19 protein-coding genes are annotated in these 17,998 nt (G+C 68.9%); 11 read left to right on the plus strand and 8 right to left on the minus strand.

What is annotated here, in order from left to right; all coding sequences use genetic code 11:
- Position 1: 1 nt before the first annotated feature.
- The 3 genes from QO011_RS03440 to QO011_RS03450 are packed head-to-tail and all read left to right on the plus strand — an operon-like array spanning position 2 to position 3,712.
- Positions 2-982, plus strand: a complete 981-nt coding sequence (locus QO011_RS03440; RefSeq protein WP_307267692.1) for an ABC transporter permease — start codon at positions 2-4, stop codon at positions 980-982.
- 2 nt (positions 983-984) lie between these two features.
- Positions 985-1,893, plus strand: coding sequence for an ABC transporter permease (locus tag QO011_RS03445; RefSeq protein ID WP_307267696.1), 909 nt, complete (start codon positions 985-987; stop codon positions 1,891-1,893).
- 1 nt (position 1,894) lies between these two features.
- A complete protein-coding gene (locus QO011_RS03450) occupies positions 1,895-3,712 on the plus strand; it encodes an ABC transporter ATP-binding protein (protein ID WP_307267700.1) in 1,818 nt (605 codons plus the stop codon).
- A 105-nt stretch (positions 3,713-3,817) separates the two neighbouring features.
- Here the strand turns inward: QO011_RS03450 and QO011_RS03455 are convergent, their stop codons facing one another.
- Positions 3,818-5,050 carry an allantoate amidohydrolase gene (locus QO011_RS03455; RefSeq protein ID WP_307267703.1) on the minus strand — a complete coding sequence of 411 codons (1,233 nt, stop codon included), beginning with the start codon at positions 5,048-5,050 and terminating at the stop codon, positions 3,818-3,820.
- A 2-nt stretch (positions 5,051-5,052) separates the two neighbouring features.
- Positions 5,053-6,453 (minus strand): amidase, encoded by a 1,401-nt coding sequence (locus QO011_RS03460; protein ID WP_307267706.1) that lies wholly within the window; start codon positions 6,451-6,453, stop codon positions 5,053-5,055.
- Between the two features lie 326 nt (positions 6,454-6,779).
- Here QO011_RS03460 and QO011_RS03465 point away from each other — a divergent pair, with 326 nt between their 5' ends.
- From QO011_RS03465 to QO011_RS03480, 4 genes are all read left to right on the plus strand, one after another.
- Positions 6,780-7,736 (plus strand): phosphotransferase, encoded by a 957-nt coding sequence (locus QO011_RS03465; protein ID WP_307267709.1) that lies wholly within the window; start codon positions 6,780-6,782, stop codon positions 7,734-7,736.
- Positions 7,733-8,683 carry a phosphotransferase gene (locus QO011_RS03470; protein WP_307267712.1) on the plus strand — a complete coding sequence of 317 codons (951 nt, stop codon included), beginning with the start codon at positions 7,733-7,735 and terminating at the stop codon, positions 8,681-8,683. The genes QO011_RS03465 and QO011_RS03470 overlap by 4 nt, the downstream gene beginning before the upstream one ends.
- Before the next feature lie 64 nt (positions 8,684-8,747).
- Positions 8,748-8,954: an AbrB/MazE/SpoVT family DNA-binding domain-containing protein gene (locus QO011_RS03475; RefSeq protein WP_307267714.1), complete on the plus strand. Its 207-nt coding sequence runs from the start codon at positions 8,748-8,750 to the stop codon at positions 8,952-8,954.
- Complete coding sequence (locus QO011_RS03480) at positions 8,951-9,400, plus strand: NUDIX hydrolase (protein WP_307267718.1); 450 nt, start codon at positions 8,951-8,953, stop codon at positions 9,398-9,400. The genes QO011_RS03475 and QO011_RS03480 overlap by 4 nt, the downstream gene beginning before the upstream one ends.
- 332 nt (positions 9,401-9,732) lie before the next feature.
- Here QO011_RS03480 and QO011_RS03485 read toward each other — a convergent pair whose 3' ends face one another.
- The 5 genes from QO011_RS03485 to QO011_RS03505 form a co-directional block, all read right to left on the minus strand.
- Positions 9,733-10,599 carry an alpha/beta fold hydrolase gene (locus QO011_RS03485; protein WP_307267721.1) on the minus strand — a complete coding sequence of 289 codons (867 nt, stop codon included), beginning with the start codon at positions 10,597-10,599 and terminating at the stop codon, positions 9,733-9,735.
- A gap of 3 nt (positions 10,600-10,602) precedes the next feature.
- Positions 10,603-10,758, minus strand: a complete 156-nt coding sequence (locus QO011_RS03490) for a hypothetical protein (RefSeq protein ID WP_307267723.1) — start codon at positions 10,756-10,758, stop codon at positions 10,603-10,605.
- Positions 10,759-10,879: 121 nt separating this feature from the next.
- Positions 10,880-11,716, minus strand: a complete 837-nt coding sequence (locus QO011_RS03495; protein ID WP_307267726.1) for a helix-turn-helix transcriptional regulator — start codon at positions 11,714-11,716, stop codon at positions 10,880-10,882.
- 77 nt (positions 11,717-11,793) lie between these two features.
- Entirely contained in the window at positions 11,794-12,789 is a 996-nt protein-coding gene (locus QO011_RS03500) for a helix-turn-helix domain-containing protein (protein WP_307267728.1), read from the minus strand.
- Positions 12,790-12,821: 32 nt separating this feature from the next.
- Positions 12,822-13,643 (minus strand): DeoR/GlpR family DNA-binding transcription regulator, encoded by an 822-nt coding sequence (locus QO011_RS03505; protein ID WP_307267731.1) that lies wholly within the window; start codon positions 13,641-13,643, stop codon positions 12,822-12,824.
- Positions 13,644-14,004: 361 nt separating this feature from the next.
- On the opposite strand from QO011_RS03505, the gene QO011_RS03510 reads away from it, so the two are divergent.
- From QO011_RS03510 to QO011_RS03525, 4 genes are all read left to right on the plus strand, one after another.
- Positions 14,005-15,327 (plus strand): aspartate aminotransferase family protein, encoded by a 1,323-nt coding sequence (locus QO011_RS03510; protein ID WP_307267734.1) that lies wholly within the window; start codon positions 14,005-14,007, stop codon positions 15,325-15,327.
- A gap of 119 nt (positions 15,328-15,446) precedes the next feature.
- Entirely contained in the window at positions 15,447-15,881 is a 435-nt protein-coding gene (locus QO011_RS03515; RefSeq protein WP_307267737.1) for a hypothetical protein, read from the plus strand.
- Positions 15,881-16,612 carry a Panacea domain-containing protein gene (locus QO011_RS03520; protein WP_307267740.1) on the plus strand — a complete coding sequence of 244 codons (732 nt, stop codon included), beginning with the start codon at positions 15,881-15,883 and terminating at the stop codon, positions 16,610-16,612. Before QO011_RS03515 ends, QO011_RS03520 begins: the two co-directional genes overlap by 1 nt.
- On the plus strand, positions 16,609-16,989 hold the full coding sequence (locus QO011_RS03525; RefSeq protein ID WP_307267744.1) for a hypothetical protein: 381 nt from the start codon (positions 16,609-16,611) through the stop codon (positions 16,987-16,989). The genes QO011_RS03520 and QO011_RS03525 overlap by 4 nt, the downstream gene beginning before the upstream one ends.
- Here QO011_RS03525 and QO011_RS03530 read toward each other — a convergent pair.
- Positions 16,986-17,972 (minus strand): IS1595 family transposase, encoded by a 987-nt coding sequence (locus QO011_RS03530; RefSeq protein WP_370881891.1) that lies wholly within the window; start codon positions 17,970-17,972, stop codon positions 16,986-16,988. The two genes, QO011_RS03525 and QO011_RS03530, sit on opposite strands and share 4 nt — an antisense overlap.
- Positions 17,973-17,998: the final 26 nt, after the last annotated feature.

Below are 17,998 nucleotides of genomic sequence, written 5' to 3' on the forward strand. Positions count from 1 at the left end.
CATGTTGATCCTCGAGTTCCTGGTCAAGCGCATCGCGCAGGGCCTCCTCATCGTCGGCATCACCTCGCTGATCATCTTCACCCTGCTGCGGGTGGTGCCGGGCGATCCGGTGCGCCTGATCGTCGGCGGCATGGCGCCCGACAACGTGGTCGAGGAGGTGGCGCAGAAGATGGGCCTGCGCGACCCGATCATCGTGCAATACGGCCGCTACATGGCCGGCCTGGCGCGCGGCGACCTCGGCCAGTCCTATATCAGGCCGCGCAGCGGCGGCGTCGCCGCCGGCGGCCAGTACGTCGACCCGACCAAGGCGGAGATGGCGCCGGTCGCCGACCTGATCCTGGAGCGCCTGCCGCTGACCCTGCAGCTCGGCGGCGTCGCCCTGGTCTTCGCGCTGATCATATCCTTCCCCATCGGCGTCGCCGGCGGGCTGCACCAGAACGGCTGGCAGAACGCACTGGCCTTCGGCGTGCAGTCGCTGTTCGTGTCGATCCCGAACTTCTGGCTGGCGATCATCCTGATCCTGTTCCTGTCGGTGAAGCTGAACTGGCTGCCGGCGCTCGGCTACAAGGGCTTCTCCTACGTGCTGCTGCCGGCCTTCGTGCTGGCGGTCGAGATCTCGCCCTTCATCATCCGCACCCTGACCACGGCGCTGGGCGAGGTGATGCAGGCCTCCTTCATCGACGAGGCCCGGGTGCGCGGCCTGTCGCGCCGGCGCATCGTCTATGCCCACGCCCTGCGCAATTCGGCGGTGCCGCTGGTCAACCTGCTCGGCATCCAGCTCTCGACCCTGATCGGCGGCGTCCTCGTCATCGAATACATCTTCGACTATCCCGGCCTCGGCAACCTCACCGTCGTCTCGGTGCTCGGTCGCGACTTTCCGGTGATCCAGGGCATCGCCATCACCACCAGCGCCGTCTTCGTCTTCATCAACATCCTGGTCGACCTCGTCGCCTATCTCATCGATCCCCGGGTGGAGATCTGAGCATGGCCATGGTCACCGCTCCCCTCGCGATCGCCGAGCCCCGGACCGCATCCGTCAGCCGCCGCATCCTCGCGGCGGCCTGGCGCATGACGAGCTTCCGCATCGGCTTCTTCGTCTTCGTGGCGTTGCTTCTGGTCTCGGCGATCTATCCCGAGTTGTCCTCGATCAGCGCCACCAAGATGGTGGTGAGGGACAAATTCCTGCCGCCGCTGTTCCTCGGCGACAAATGGACATGGATCCATCCGCTCGGCACCGACCAGCTCGGCCGCGACATGCTGATGCGCTGCCTGATCGGCCTGCGCTATTCCCTGCTGATCGGCATCGTCACCGTGGTGCTGATCTTCGTGATCGGCTGCGGCGTCGGCCTGCTCGCCGGCTTCAAGGGCCGGTGGTGGGACACGATCATCATGCGCGTCACCGACGCGCAGCTCTCGATCCCGATGATCATCCTGGCCATCACCATCCTCGGCGTCTCCAAGCCCGAGCCGGTCACCATCATCGCCGTGCTCGCCCTCTCCGGCTGGCCGCTCTACGCCCGCGTCGCCCGCAGCGCCGCCGTCACCGAGCGCGGCAAGGAATATGTGCGCGGCCTGCGCGTGCTCGGCGCCGGCGACTGGCGCATCCTGCTGCTCTACGCCGCGCCCAACATCCTGCCGCCGATCGCCTTCGTCGCCGTGCTCGACGTGGCGCGGATGATGATCTTCGAAGCCATCCTCGGCTTCCTCGGCCTCGGCATCCAGCCCCCGACCCCCAGCTTCGGCAGCATCATCGCCGACAGCCGCAAATACCTGATCAACGCCTGGTGGATCGCCACCAGCCCCGGCGTGTTCCTGGCCGTGGCGCTGACCGCGATCAACCTGATGGGCTCGGCCCTGGAGAAGGCGCGCAACAAGATCTACGGAGGCAGCTGAGATGGAGGCATCCCTGATCCTGGAAGCGCGCGACCTCACCGTCGTCCCGACGAACGGCGCCGCGCCGGTGATCGAGGGCGTCGGCTTCCGCCTCCATTCCTCCGAGATCCTCGGCATCTTCGGCGAGAGCGGCGCCGGCAAGACCGTGCTGAGCCGCGCCCTGGCCGACTGGCTGCCGGAGAGCCTCACCTATGCCGGCGGCTCCGTCGCCTTCGCCGGGAAGGACATTCGCGGCGGCCCCTCCGCCTGCCGCATCGGCCGCGACATCGCCTATATCGGCTCCAAGCCGCAGAGCTCGCTCGACCCGACCGAGCCGGTCGGGGTCCAGATCGCCGAGAAGCTGCGCAGCGTGCGGCCGGAATGGACGGCCCGGGACTGCCGCGACCGCGTCCTGCAGCTCCTCACCGAGGTGCGCATCCCCTCGCCGCAGGAGCGCTACTGGGACTATCCGTCCAAGTTCTCCGGCGGCATGATGCAGCGCGCCATGATCGTCGACGCGATCTGCGCCGAGCCGGCGGTGCTGATCGCCGACAACATCACCCAGCCGCTCGACGTCACCATCGCGGCGCAGATCGTGGCGCTGCTGCACGACCTCTGCCTGAAGCACCGGATGGCGACGATCTACCTCTCCGCCTCGCTGGCGACGCTCGGCCAGTTCGGCGGCCGCACCGCCGTGCTGCAGCACGGCCGGCTGGTGGAGCAGCAGGGCTTCGCCGACCTCATCGCGCGGCCGCAATCGGACTATACCGCCAAGGCCATCGCCAACGTGCCGCGCATCTGGTCCACCGCCGATGGGCCGGTGTCCCGGCGCAGGGCCGGCGAGGCGCCGCTGATGCGCATCCTGGACGCCCATCGCACCTACAAGGTGCGCAAGCGCGGCACGTTCAACACTTATCGCAATGTCCAGGCGGTGCGCGGCGTCACCTTCGACATCCTGCCGCGCGAGAATTTCGGCATCGTCGGCGAATCCGGCTGCGGCAAGTCTACGCTGACGCGCCTGCTGGCCTGGCTGGAGACGCCCGACCGCGGCGACATCCAGCTCGCCGGCACCTCGCTGGCGGCACTGAGCCGGCGCTCGCTCCTCGACAAGCGCAGCGAGTTCCAGCTCCTGCTGCAGGACCCCTACAACGCCCTGCCGCCGCGCACCACTGTGGGCCGGATGATCGAGGAGGGCCTGCGGCTGCGCGGCGGCCTGTCGCGCCGGGAGCTGCGCGAGCGGGTGGTGGCGGCGATGCGCGAGGTCGGCCTTGCCCCCGCCCTCTACGACCAGCTGCCCAACGCCCTCTCCACCGGCGAGCGCCAGCGCATCTCCATCGCCCGGGCGCTGATCCTCTCGCCCAAGCTCCTGATCCTGGACGAGACCCTCTCGGCCCTCGACCAGGGCGAGCAGGCCAAGCTGATCGACCTGTTCTCGCAGCTCCAGGAGAAGAACGACCTCACCTATGTCTTCATCTCGCACGACCTCGCCATGGTGCGGAAGGTCTGCACCCGCATCGCGGTGATGTATCTCGGCGAGATGGTCGAGATCGCCGACAACCACGACCTGTTCTTCGACCCGCAGCACCCCTACACCAAGGCGCTGCTCTCGGCCGCGCCGACGCTGGAGGACAAGCCCTTCGATCCCGGCGACTACCTCCTGGAAGGCGAGCCCCCCAGCCCGATCGACATCCCGCCCGGCTGCAGCTTCGCCTCGCGCTGCCCGCAGGCCTTCGGCCGCTGCCGCGCCGAGACGCCGAGGCTGCGTGAACACAAGCCAGGGCGCTTCGCCGCCTGCCATTTGCTCGACACGGAGGAGGTGGGAGAGGCCGCAGCGGCGTGAGGCCGGGCGGGGTAGTCGTACGCGAGAGCCTCGACGTCATGGACGGGCTTGTCCCGTCCATGACGGTCACGGGTGAGGCTACCGTATGCGCGAACGCTCAGCCCCTCACCCCTCCGCCGTCACCATCCGCCACAGCACCTCCGTCAGCACCGCCAGCCCCTTGTCCAGCGCCGTCTCATCCGTGAACTCCCGGGGGTTGTGGCTGAGGCCGTCGCGGCTCGGCACGAAGATCAGCGAGGCCGGCATGACTTTCTGCAGAGCGAGCGCGTCGTGGCCGGCCACCGTCTTCATCGCCAGCGTGGACAGGCCGAGGTCCCGCGCCGCGGCGCGAACCAATGCCGCCCCGGCTCCGTCGAGCAAGGCCGCGCCCCGCCGCTCGTCCACCGCGACCGTGACGCCCACACCCAGGGGGCGCGCCGCCGCCGCGACCTGCGCCAGGAACCGGTCGCCGAGCGTGGCCGCCATGGCCTCGTCCTCGTGGCGGATCTCGAACCAGACCTGAACCCGGTCCGGCACGACATTGGGCGAGTTGGGATGCACGATGATCCGCGCCGCCGAGGCGTGGGCGCCGGTGCCGCTGGCCTCGATGCCGTCGTAGATGAGGTCGATGGCGCGGGCCGCCGCCCGCAGCGCGTCGCGGCGGCGGCCCATCGGCGTCGGGCCGGTATGGGAGGGCTCGCCGAGAAAGACCAGCGACAGCTTGCGCGCCGCCCAGGCGCCCTCGACCACGCCGATGTCGAGCCCCGCGTCCTCGAGCCGCGGGCCCTGCTCGACATGCAGCTCGACATAGCGCGCCGGCGCGAAGGGCCGTGTGCCCGCGCCGCGATAGCCAATGCCAGCGAGCGCCTCGCCGAGCGTCACACCCTCGCCGTCGGTGAGCGCCAGGGCGGCGTCAAGGGGCAGCAGCCCGGCCTGGACGGAGCTGCCGGTGAGGCTCGGCTGGAAGCGCGCGCCCTCCTCGTTGGTCCAGTTGGCGAGGGCAAGATTGCGCTTGGCCGCCCCCGGTTCCCTCGCCGCCCGGGCGGCGACCGCCTCGACCGCCAGCAGCCCCGCCAGCACGCCATAGGCGCCGTCATAGCGCCCGCCGGTCGGCTGGCTGTCGAGATGTGAGCCGACGAGCACGGCTTCATCAGAGGATGGCGCCAGGCTCGCCGCACCGAACATGTTGCCGATGGGATCGACGGTCAGCGCCAGGCCCCGCCGGCGGATCTCGTCCGCCAGATGGTCGCGCGCCGCTTTGTCCTCGGCCGAGCCCGTCAGGCGGCATACGCCGCCATCGCCGCTGTCGCCATGGGCGGCGAAGGCGGCGATGAGCTCGTGCAGGGTTGCGCCGCTCATGATCAGGCCCGCGGCGTCAGCGGCCAGTCCATGGCGATGCCGCGCCGGTCCTCCAGCGCCTTCGCCACCTGCAGCACGCCGAGATCGTCGAAGCGGTGGCCGACCACCTGGACGCCGATCGGCAGGTGCCGGTCGTCGAAGGCGGTGCACACGGTCGCCGCGGGCTGGCCGGTCTGGTTGAACAGGGCGGTGAACACGGTATGGGCCAGCGGCGTTGCGAAGACCAGGCCGGGGTCTTCCGCCGGGAAGTTGACCACCGGCAGGGTCGGCGCGAGCACATAGTCCCAGCCTTCGAAGGCGGCGAGCAGCCTCGCCTTGATCACGCCGATGCGGCCGAGGGCGCGGTAGAGATCGGCGCCGGAATGCCGCTCGCCGCCCAGCGCCCAGTCGCGGACCCAGGGATTGAGGCCGTCCGGCCCGTGCGGCGGCAGCGCCTCGACCTCGCAGCGGCCGCGCACCTGCAGGAACAGGTCGATCGGCGCATAGGCATCCTCGTCGAAGGGCGGGGCGAAGGGCTCGACGACAGCGCCCGCATCGGCCAGCCACAGCCCGGCCGCCTCCACCGCCTCGCGCACCGCCAGCTCGGGCTTCGGACCAAAACCCATATCGGTGAGGACGCCGATCCTGAGCCCGGCGAGGTCGCGGTCGAGATGGTCGTGGTAGGCGGTCGCCTCGGGCGGGAAGCTCCAGGTGTCGCGTTCGTCCGCGCGCGTCAGCACGGTCAAGAGGCGGGCGATGTCCGCGACGCGCCGGCCCATCGGCCCGGCCATGCGCATGGTGTCGGCCGGCAGGTGCGGCACCCGGCCATGGGTCGGCTTCAGCGCGGCGAGGCCGCAATGGGAGGCGGGCAGGCGCACCGAGCCGGCAATATCGGTGCCGACGGAGAGGAACCCCATGCCGGCGGCGACCGAGGCGCCGGCCCCGGCGGAAGAGCCGCCGGTGTTCCAGGCGAGCCCCCAGGGGTTGCGGGTGATGCCGTGCTGCGAGGAGATGCCTGAGGCCAGCAGGCCGCAATCGGGCATGGTGGTCTTGGCGAAGATCACCGCGCCGGCCTCACGCAACGCCAGGGCGGGCGGCGAATCATAGGACGAGGGCGGCAGCGTCCGGTTGGCGGCGATGCCGTGCAGATAGGGCCAGCCGACCATGGCGACGCTGTCCTTCACCGTCACCGGCACGCCGTCGAGCAGGCCGGTGGGCGTGCCGGCCCGCCAGCGCTCCTCCGAGGCGCGGGCGGCGGCGAAGGCTTCCTCGGGCCGGATGCAGAACAGGGCGTTGACGGCGGGGTTGACCGCCTCGACATGGGCGAGGACGTCCGCCAGCACCTCGACCGGCGACAGGGTGCCGGCTGCGTAGGCGTCCGCGAGGTCGCCGACGCTCAGCGCCACCAGGCTCTCGATCGACATCGGCCTCTCCCTCCGCCGGGCGCGCCGGACGCGGGCGCGGGCGTTCGCCCACGGCACGCTCCCGGGACGTCCCGGCGCCGCCCGCAGGGGGCCGGGTCTCCCACGCACTGTCCGCTTCACACCGGCCGCAGCCATCGGCTCGCCCGTGCCGGCAGGCTTAGCGGAGTTTGCCGGCGCGGCGGTAGCGCGCCGGCCTGCCGGACAAGAAATGGTGGAGCAGGAGGCATCCCCCTTTTTGCCGTTCGCCGCGACACTGCGAGCCGGACGGAACGGCCTTTCAGGCCGCCCTTCGTCGCATCCAGACGGCAAAGAGAACCGGAACCGGAATGAGCAGATTCGATATGGAGCTGGCGCAGGTGCGGGCCGCCGTCGGCGCCGTGCCCGGCTGGGAGGGACGGGAGATCGTCGCCGAGCCCGCCCTGCCCGTCCTCGCCTCGCCGAGCTGGCGCGGCGTCGACGGCTCGCCCTGGCGCGCCGTCGACAGGGCCAGCGGCGACAGCCTGTTCGTCAAGATCATGGACCCCGATGCGGCGCTTTATATCGACGTCGCCTGCGCCTTCGCGGCGGCGTGCCGGGCCGCCGAGCTCGGCATCGGCCCGGCCGTCCACAGCGCCGACGCGGCCACCGGCGTGCTGGTCATGCAGGACCTGAACCAGGGCTGGCGCGTCGGCACGCTCGAGCGGCTGCTCGATCCCGCCCTGTTCGACCGCGTCGCCGCGGCGCGCCGGCGCTTCCAGGAGGGCCCGCCCTTGCCGCGCACCGTGGGCGTGTTCGACGAGATCGAGCGCTTCCATGCCGCTGCCAAAGCAGCCGATGCGGAGCTGCCGCCCGATGCGGACTGGCTGCTCGCCGAGCTGCGCCTCGCCGGTGAAGCCGTCCGCGGCCTCGACGTCGAGACGGTGCCGATCCACGGCGACGGCAACGTCTCCAACATCATGGTCAGCGACGCCGGCGAGGCGCGCCTGATCGACTGGGACCGGGCGACCAATGCTGATCCCCTGGAGGATCTCGGCAGCCTCCTGGTCGAGGCCTTCGACCAGGAGCCGGAGGCGCTCGACGCCTTCGTGCGCTGGACCGGCCGCCTCGACGAGCGGGCCTTCAACCGGACGCGGCTCTACGGCATCGCCGACGACCTGCGCTGGGGCCTGATCGGCGCGCTGGTGGCGGCGAAATCGCCGCGGCGGACGCTGGAGTTCTACAAGTTCGCGAGCTGGCGCTTCGTGCGCTGCCGCATGGCCGTGCGCGAGCCGCGCTTCGGCGAGATGGTGCGGAGGCTGGGATGAGGCGACGGCTGGGAGAGGCGGCGACCGCCCATGAGCGGACCCTGGAGGAGGCGGTCGCCCGCGTGCCGTCCTGGCGCGGCAGATCGGTCCACTACACCGCCCTGGTCGGCGGGCTGATGAACCAGAACTGGCTGGTCGAGGTCGAGGGCGACGCGCGCAGCTATTTCGTCAAGGTGCCCGGTGCCGGCTCGGAGATGTTCATCGACCGCGCCGCCGCCAACGAGGCCGCCCGCAATGCCCATGCCGGCGGCTTCGGGCCGGAAGTGGTGTTCTTCGATCCCGCCGACGGGCTGGAGATCAGCGAGTTCCTCACCGGCTACCGGGCCTGCACCAATGCCGATTTCTCCGATACGGCCATCCGCAGCGACGTGCTCGGCATCTATCGCCGCCTGCACGACGGGCCGGCGCTGACGCTGACCAAGACCGTGTTCGACATGATCGAGGAGCATATCGAGCAGGGCCGGGCGCTGGGCGCGGACTTTCCGCCGGCCATGCCCTGGATCGAGCACCGCTATCGCCAGGCCAAGGCGGCCTTCACCGCCGCCGGCCTCGACCTCGCGCCCTGCTTCAACGACCCCATGCCCGGCAATTTCCTGGTGGCGGCCGACCCCGCCGCACCGCGGCCGATGAAGCTGATCGACTACGAGTTCGCCTCCAACAACGAGCGCGCCTACGAGTTCGGCGTGCTCTTCGCCGAGATGTTCTTCGATGAGACGCTCACCCTGGAACTGATCGAGGAGTATTACGGCGCGGTGCGGCCCGACAATTTCGCCCGCGTCATGCTCAACCGGGCGCTGGCCGACATCAAATGGGCGTCCTGGGCGGTGGTGAACCGCAAGCTCAACGCCTGGGACTTCGACTACCAGAAATACGGCATCTGGAAATATATGCGCGCCCGCGACGTCATGGCCGATCCGCGCTGGGAGGCCTGGCTGCGGGCGGTGTGAAGCGCGACGGCTTGACCGCCGGCACCTTTCGCGGTGCTGTACGGACCGGGAGGCCGGGCTGGCCATGACGACACCGAGCGTGACCACGAAAGGGCAGGTCGATGAGATCGCGGTGCAGGCGCTGTCCCCTGCCCCGATCGAACCGCTGGCGGCCGAGCCGACCGGCACCATCGACGGCTTCATCGGCTTCCTGGCCGGCAAGACCGGGAGAGTGCTGACGATCGACGAAATTGGCGAAATCGTCGCTGCGGGCTGGGCAGCGGAGCGTTGAGCGCGACGGAGCGAAATCCCCACCGCCCGGTGGCCGCGGTCCTGGCCGTGGTCGTCCGCGACGAGCGGATCCTGCTGGTGCGCCGGGCCAATCCGCCGGATGCCGGCCTCTGGGGCTTTCCCGGCGGCAAGGTCGAGTGGGGCGAGAGCCTCGCCGACGCGGCCGTGCGGGAACTTGCGGAAGAGACCGGCGTGACGGCCGAGGCGATCGAGGCCTTCACCGCCCTGGACGCGCTCGACCCCGGCCCGGAGCCGGGCCCGGTGCGGCATCATCACGTGCTGGTCGCCGTGCTCTGCCGCTGGATCGCCGGCGAGCCCGTCGCCGCGGACGACGCCCTGGAGGCCGCCTGGTTCGGGCTCCCGGCGCTGCGCTCGCCCCGGCTCGGAAGAAGTCTCGGTGTCGACGACCTGGCGGCGCGGGCTCTGGCACTCGCTCGCCGCGCCTGACGGACGGCAACCCGGGCCGAGATCGGTCAGTCCGGCCGCTCCGGCCGGCGCAGCGACGGACCGCGGCCGTCCATCAGGCCGATGTCGCGCAGCATGTCCGCCGGCAGCGCCTCCGGGTCGAGGCGCACGGCGCTGGGTCGTCGGCACAGCCGACTGAGCCAGGCTGCGAGGGCGATCCGGCGTGGCGACGCCGACGACGGGGATGCAATGTGGGTCATCGCGGCCTCGGCTGCGCTTGCGGAAAAGAGGCCCGCTTCTGCCGGAGCGGGCCAGTGAGCCGGGCCAGAGAACCCGGGGTCTTCCGTCGCAGGGGATGCGGCCGGAACGGAGGCTCAGGCCGCGGACAGCCAGTGCGCGCGCAGGTCCTGGTTGAACTCGGCCCAGCGCTCCTCGGGGAAGAAGAGGCGGGCGCCCTTGATCTCGACGCTGCGCCGCGTGCCCGGAATCGTCTCGGCCAGCCAGCGCGCCCAGCGCACGTCGAAATAGACGTCGTCCGTGCCCCAGACGATCAGCGTCGGCATGCGCAGGGCCCGGAGGCGGCCCTCGATCGCCCGGGTATGGGCATTGTCGAAGGCGGCGAGGAAGCGCTGGAAGTCGCGCGTGCGCTGCTCCGTCCGCAGCAGGGGCTGGAGATAGGCGTCGATGCTGGCGTCGCTCAGCCGCTCGGGATGCTCGTAGGCCGGCCCGAGCGCCTCGGGCGAGCGGTAGAGCGCCTTGTCGGCCGCCATCGCCTCCAGCGCGCCGCGCAGGCCGCCGGCCGCCGCCATCGCCAGGAACGGCTTGAACGCCTCGGGCGGCCAGTTGTCATGCGCGTCGCAGTCGGTGAGGGTGAGGCTGCGCATCCGCTCGGGGTGCCAGGCCGCGAAGATCTGGGCGATGCCGCCGCCGCTGTCATTGCCGACGAGATCGACCTCGTCGATGCCGAGAGCATCGAGGACGTCCGCGATCATGGCGGCGTTGGCCGCCACCGACACGTCCTGGTCCGGCGCGATCTCGGTCTCGCCATGGGCGAGCAGGTCGAGGGCGATGCAGCGCCTGACATCGGCCAGATGCGCCAGCTGGTGGCGCCACAGATGCCCGTTCATCAGGACGCCGTGCACGAACAGCGCCACCGGCCCGACGCCCTGCTCGAGATAGGCGATCTCGCCCGAAGCGGTCCGGACGCGACGCCGGACCGGGGAGGAAGGGGTCCCGTCCATGGCTCACTCCTTGCGCGGCGCCTTGGCCGCGGCATGGGCTTCCCGCAGCTTCTCCGCGCAGTCGGCGCAGCAGACCTCGACCGTCCGGCCGCCGATCTCGACCTTCACCGTCTCCGCGTCGAGGACGCAGTCGCAGGCCGCACAGGTTCTTTCCGTCATGACCTCGTCTCCATCAGGGACACCCGACGACCGGGCGCCCCTGATGGACCACATCGCGGCCGGACCGCGCTGTCGGATTCTTTAGCGACTTGCGGCGGCATGGCCCGCGCGGCGGGCGGGCTCAGGCCCGGCGGCGCAGCGCGGCCTGGCGGAACGCCGAGGGCGAACGGCCATAGGCCTCGCGGAAGGCGGCGCTGAAATGGCTGTGGCTGGAGAAGCCGAGCTCGAGGCCGAGCGCGGTGAGATCGTCATGGTCGCCGAGGAGGTCGAGGGCGCGCGCCAGCCGCAGCCTGAGCTGGTAGCGATAGAGCGGCGCGCCCTCCACCTGGCGGAAGACCTGGGTGAGGTAGACCGGCGAGCCGCCGACCTCGGCGGCGATGTCGGCGAGCGTCCAGCGCCGTGCGAGATCGCTCGCCAGCACCAGCTTGGCCCGGTCGGCGAGGCGCTGGCGGCCGGTGCTGGCGCCCGCGGCATGGGCGGTGCGCGGGCCGAGCGCGCGCTGCACCAGCGTCAGCGCCAGGCTTTCGGCCTCCAGCGGCTCGGCGATGCCCTGATGGAGGCCGTGGCGCAGCAGCGCCACCAGCGCCTGGGCCCGCGGATCGATCCTGAGGCGCTGGCGACGGAAGGCGAGATCCCCGCCCTCGCGCAGGCTCGCCCTGGGCGCGATCTCGTGCAGCAGCGCCTCGTCGATCCACAGCGACAGGCAGGCATCGCCCCCCGGCACGGGATGGCTGACCCGATAGGCCTCGCCGGCATTGAAGAACAGCACCTGGTTGGCCTCGGCCACCACCTGCTCGCGCCCGACATGGCGGACATAGACGCCGCGATAGGGAAAGACCAGGTGCACCGCGCTGGCGCATTCCTCGGCGCTCTGGTGCCGGCAGGTGCCGCGGCAGCACACGTCCCAGACCGCGACGGTCGAGGTCTGCACCAGGCGCTGGGCGTCGAAGTCCGGCATGACCGTCCCTTTGCCGGGTCTCCCGGCGCTAGGGGCAAGTCTAGCACTGCCCTCGCCGCCCGTCTCGACGGGTGGCGTCAGGCCCGGGCGCCGTCCTCCGGAGCCGCGCTGCGCCAGGACGCGAGAGCGCCGTCGAGACCGGCCTTGCCGCGCCCGGCCGGCACCCGCCGGCGCGGCGAGGCCGGAGCGGCCGAGGGCCGCGCCAGCTGGCGGGCGTCGCGCGGGGCGATGCCGAATTGCCGGCTGAAGGTGCGGGAGAAATGCGAGACGTTCTTGAAGCCGACCTGGTAGGCGATCTCCGAGACGGTGAGGCGGCCGCCGGGGTCGGCGACAAGGAGCTCATAGGCCCGCTGCAGGCGCCGGCCCTGCAGGAACTGGCCGACCGTGGTGTCGTCGTCGTTGAACAGGCTGTAGAGATAGCTGAGCGAGATGCGGTTGCCGGCGGCGATCGCCTTGGGCGACAGGTCCTGGTCGCCGAGATGGCTTTCGATGAACTCGACGATGCGCCGGCGCAGGCGATAGCGCGCATTGCGCACGTCGAGGGTGGAGCCGCGGTCCTCGGCGCCGATGGCGAGCGCGGTGAAGCTGACCATCTCCGTGGCCAGCGCCTCCGGGTTCGGCGGCGGCCGGTCGGCGAACTGCTCGGCGACGCCGCGCATCAGGTCGACGAGCAGGCGCGCCATCTGCTGGTTGGCGCCGAAGCGCCGGCCGATATGCTCGTCCACCGAGGTCAGGCGCCCGCGCAGCTCGGCCGCCGGGATGCGCACCAGGAGGAGCGAGGCCGCGCCGTCGGCGGCGATCTCGCAGGGCGCCATCTGGCTGAGCAGGACATAGTCGCCCGCCCCGACCGTGCCGGCGCGCCCGCCCTGCCCGAAGCGCACCGGGCCGGCGAGCGGCACCACCAGGACATAGGCGGCCTCCTCGGCGCAGGGCGCGCCGCGGCGGCCGGCCGCCGGTCCCGGCTCGAAGGCGACGAGGTCGAGGCACAGCCGGCCGATCGGGATCCGCTGCCGCAGGGCCGGTCCGGCAGTCGATCCGGCGGTCGGTCCGTCATGGGCTCCGGTGAGATGCATGGTGCTGCGTCCTCCGCGGTCTGTTCGATGCGTCAGGGCCCGGCGACGATGAGCTCGGTGCCGGCCTCGCGCAGGGCGCCGGCGAGCGCGCCGGTCGGCGCCCGGTCGGTCACCAGCCGGTCGATCGCCGGCCAGCGCGCGCACACCGCCACCGCCGGCTGGTCGAACTTGCTGTGGTCGGCCACCACGATCGCCTCGGCGGCGCGCTGGATCATCGCGCCGTAGATGGCGCCGGCCTCGTCGTCGGCGTCGTAGATGCCGCGCGCGCCGATGCCGGTGGCGCCGACGATGGCGCGGTTGGCCTCGTAGCCGTTGATGCTGGCGATGGTCTGGGCGCCGATGACATAGCCCTCGCCCGGATGCAGCCGCCCGGCGCAGCACAGCACCCGGATGCTGGAATTGGTGCCGAGCGCGATGGCGCTGGCGAAGTCGTGGGTGATGACGGTGATGTCGTGGTTGCGCGCCGCCAGGAAGCGGGCGACGTGGTAGGTGGTCGCCCCGCCGCCCAGCATCAGCACTTCCTTGGGCAGGATCATCGCCGAGACCGCGGCGGCGATGGCCTCGCGCTCGGCGATCATCACCCGCCGCCGGTCGCTGCGCGCCGCCTCCAGCGCGAAGGGCCGCGAGGCGCCGCCATAGGTGCGGTTGATCAGCCCCTGCTCGTGCAGATCGAGGAGATCGCGGCGGATGGTCTCGCCCGAGACGTTCAGCATCACCGCGAGCTCGGAGGCCCGCAGGGTGGGCGAAGCGGCGAGCTGGGCGATGATGCGCTTGTGGCGCACCGCCTTGGACAACCGGTCCTGCCCCGGCGGCGTCGGGTCGGGCCGGACCGTCGGCGACATGTCGCTCGCCATCGCGCGCCTCCTTGGCACGGCGCCGCGCCGGGCCAAGACTGCCCAATTTCTGCGCCTGCCGTGATCCTGTGCAGAAATCTGACCGAGAACGGCGTGGATGTCCACAGAAAATGTGGTGACTCCCTCATGCCGATCCCCTCGGCCTTGGACCGGCGCAGGACGGGTTGCGGGAAGAACGCGTCGGGATCAGGCAAGGTCACGCAGAATTTTCACGGCCCGGAGGAGACAAGCCGGCCAGTGTTCTGGCATTCTGCCGGTTCATTGCCGTCGCTTTCGGGCCATTGTGGAAATTTCCACATCGCCCGACGGTCCCGCCGCCCGGACGCGACGGCCGGCCACGCCATACGCTGCAGGTCATGACATGCCGGACCAGGACATCCTCGCGCTCAACGCCTTCGATCCCCGCGCCGCCACGGCGATCGGCCAGGCCGTCGAGCGGCGCCTGCGCTCGTTCGGTGCCGGCTCGGTGCTGTTCTACCAGGAGCCGATCGAGATGGTGCGGGCCGAGGGCGTGTGGCTGCACGCCGCCGACGGCCGGCACTATCTCGACGTCTACAACAACGTGCCCTCGGTCGGGCATTGCCATCCCAGGGTGGTCGAGGCCGTCCGCCGGCAGGTCGGCACGCTCAACATCCACACGCGCTACCTCAACGCGGTGGTCGACGCCTATGCCGAGCGCCTGCTGGCGACCTTGCCCGCGGCGATCGACAATCTCGTCCTGACCTGCACCGGCAGCGAGGCCAACGACCTGGCGCTGCGCGTGGCGCGGGCCGCCACCGGCGGCCAGGGCTTCGTCGTCACCCGCACCGCCTATCACGGCAACACCGCTGCGGTGACCGACATCTCGCCCGCCTCGCGTCCGGGCCGGCCGCTGGCGCCGCATGTGCGGGCGGTGGCCCCGCCCGACCTCTATCGCGCGCCCGACCCCGGCGCCCGCCTCGCCGCCGCCGTTGCCGAGGCGGCCGCGGACCTGAAGCAGCGCGGCCTCGGCTTCGCCGGCTTCATCGCCGACAGCGTCTTCTCCAGCGACGGCGTGCATGTCGATCCCGTCGGCCTGCTCGGGCCGGTGGTCGAGGCGGTGCGGGCGGCGAGCGGCCTGTTCATCGCCGACGAGGTGCAGCCCGGTTTCGGACGCACCGGCGCCGCGCTGTGGGGCTTTGCCCGCCACGGCGTCGTTCCGGACATCGTCACGCTCGGCAAGCCGATGGGCAACGGCTTTCCCATGGGCGGCATGGCCCTCAACGCCGACCTCCTCGCCGCCTTCAACGCCGAGGACAAGTATTTCAACACGTTCGGCGGCAACCCGGTCGCCGCCGCCGCGGGCCTCGCCGTGCTCGACGTGATCCGCGACGAGGGCCTGATCGACAATGCCCGCGCCGTCGGCGACCATCTCCTGCAGGGCCTGCGCGAAATCGCCAACGCGCATGTCGCCATCGGCGACGTGCGCGGCGCCGGCCTGTTCATCGGGCTCGAGCTGGTCGCCGACCGTGAGGCCAGGACGCCGGCACCGGCCATCGCCACCGCCGTGATCGAGGGCCTGCGCCGCGAAGGCATCCTGATCGGCGCCGCCGGCCCGCACGGCAGCACGCTGAAGATCCGCCCGCCTCTCTGCTTCTCGCGCGACAACGCCGACCGGGTGGTGGAGGCCTGCGACACCGTGTTGAGGGGGCTGCCGGTCGGCTGAGGCATCCCCCAATCACCGGCAGGGTCGACGCGGCATTATGTAGCAAGCTCACCTTCCACCCTGTCAACCTAAGCTGCCGGAAATGCTAAGGTTTTCGCTCCCAACGAGCGGAGATCGCCATGAACGAATTCGTGCTGAACGGCCTGGTGAAGCGTCGCGCCGAGCTAGCCGGCGATATAGAGAACACCCATGAGCGGCTTCGCCAGCCTGTGAACGATCTAGCCTCGCTGGATCTGGTCATCCTCCAGTTCGATCCGTCCTACGTCGTGGAGTCGATCCGGCCGAAGGCCTTCCGGCCGCCGGCAGACTGGTCCAAGCGCGGCGAGATGAACCGGGTGATCATGAGCATCCTGCGGCAGGCGGCCGAGCCTCTGACGACCCGCGATATCGCCCTGCAATTGCTTATCGAGCGCGCGCTCGACAAGAACGATCAGAAGCTGTTGCGCCTCATGACCAAGCGCGTCGCCGTCTGTCTGGCTGATTATCGGGCGCGCGGCGTCGTGCGATCGGAGCAAGGGCCGGGGCAGTACAACACGTGGGAGATCGCTCGGTAATGTTGGTTACTGTTACGGGTGCGCAGCGAGAAGAAAATTTTTGCTGCCACCCCTTGAAAAATCTTAGAGGGAGGCTGACCTTACGAATCGGCCTTGTGCGTCGTTTTTTCGGCCGTAAAGCTGGAAGCGAACGTCACTCGCTAGAGGCTAGTATGGCTTTAGAATTCAAGCCAAAATTCGAAAAGATTGTAGAGCTTTTGCTCTATTTGGCGCTTAAGCGCCCGAACGCCGATAAATATCAGGCTGTAAAATTCTTTTATCTCGCTGACAAACTGCATTTAACGAAATATGGCAGACCGATAACGCATGAGATATACTACGCTCTGCCTATGGGGCCGATCGCGTCCAATGCAATGGACTTGTTGGAGGGCGATAAGTTAGCTTTCAAGAAGGCAGGAATCGACTCGCTGCCATTTGAAACCGAAACCGTGAAACGATGGATCGGACCAGATCTGCTTTATATTAGAAAGCCGCTTCGTGATGTGGATTTCGATCTATTCTCAAAGAGTGACATAGAAGTCTTTGATGAGATAATCGACAGGTTTGGAAATTTTACATTTAAGCAATTATATAATGTTACGCACGATCATTTTGCATATAAGCGCGCATGGAAAGAGAAGGCCGCCGGTTCTAAGCGCGCGCTAATGCGCTACGACGAAATGATTGATGACGAACAGCGCCGCAAGCAAATTGTAGAAGATATCTCTCCTGTTGCGGCTCACATGGAATGAGTCTGGGTGAAATATATCTTTTTGAGACCACAAAAGCGCAAGGTTACGCACTGCGCCAAAAATACCATCTTTGCATATGTGAATCGACTTGGAAGGAAGAAGGATTTGCCTTTCTGTTTATCAGCAAAGCTGACTATGGCGGAGATTATCCACTTTTGAAGGAAGATTATAATTTCTTCCCTCTAGACACTAGCTACATAAGTTGCAACGATATAGTCGTATATTCGGCCGACGAGTTGGCGATTATTAATCCGTCACCCATCGGACTTCTCAAGAACGAACATCTTAGGGAGTTATATAATCATATCCTTGCCAGTCGCACGATGGCCGGCTGGCAAATCAAGTTGGTTGGCAATGCATTGAAGGCCGTTCTTTAGGCAACAGATCGTTGCCAATATCCCTTCCACTGCCGCGAGACCGGATGCTTCAACGCAGCCTCAGTAGCCATGAGATACTGCTCACCATTGCTGATGCGGCGATTGTCCTCGCGCCACGCCATCTCGCGGGAATAGGCCGAGAGGTATGGCCCGGCGATGTGATGGTGAATGCCGATCTCAGCGCGGCGGATGCGAGAGAAGAAGCTCTCCGCCATGTTGGTGCAGGCTTCGGGGGTCGAATAGGCTTCCTGATGGTTGATGCGCTTCGTCAGGAAGCGGGCGCGCAGCACGTCCCATGACGAGGCTTCGTCGGCATAGATCGTGCTGCCGGGCTGCACCTTGGCGGCGATGGTCGGAACGGCCTGATGCTCGGCATCGAAGACATAGCGAAGCGTGATGCCGTCACGTTCGCGCATGGTGACCACGACACGGCGCTTGCCGTTTGGGGTCTTGCGGCGGTCGCGGCGGTTCTCTTTCTCGTTGGCCGGCTTGACGTAGCCACCGAAATAGGCGCCGTCGATTTCGACTTCGCCCGCGACGGTCCCGCTCTCCACCGGGGCGCCGATGGCCTCGCGGATCTTGTGGGCCATCACGTAAGCGCTCTTGTACTGGCAATCGAGGTCGCGGGAGAGCTGCAACGCGCTATGCCCCTTGGCGCCGTTGACGAAGATCGCAATGGCGAGGAGGTAGTCGCGGATCGGCAGCTTGCGGCTGGCGAAGATCGCGCCCGAGGTCACGCTGAACTGATGGGCGCAAGCCTTGCACTTGTAGAGCTTACGGGTCTGGTAGGTGTAGACAGCGCTGCAGTCGCACTTGGGGCAGACCGGAGCGCCCTGCGTCTCAGACCAGCGGATGAGGCGGAAGGCGTCGTGGGCTTCCTCGTCCGACATGCGAGCGACCTTCGCCAGGGAGAGCGAGCGCGCCGCAGAGGAGAGGAGGAAGTGCTGAGCCACTTGGTCGCCAACGATTTTCGTTGACGTCACCAATAAACGTCAAAATTGACGACGTC

The sequence above is a fragment of the Labrys wisconsinensis genome (genome assembly GCF_030814995.1).
GTDB classification, from domain to species: domain Bacteria; phylum Pseudomonadota; class Alphaproteobacteria; order Rhizobiales; family Labraceae; genus Labrys; species Labrys wisconsinensis.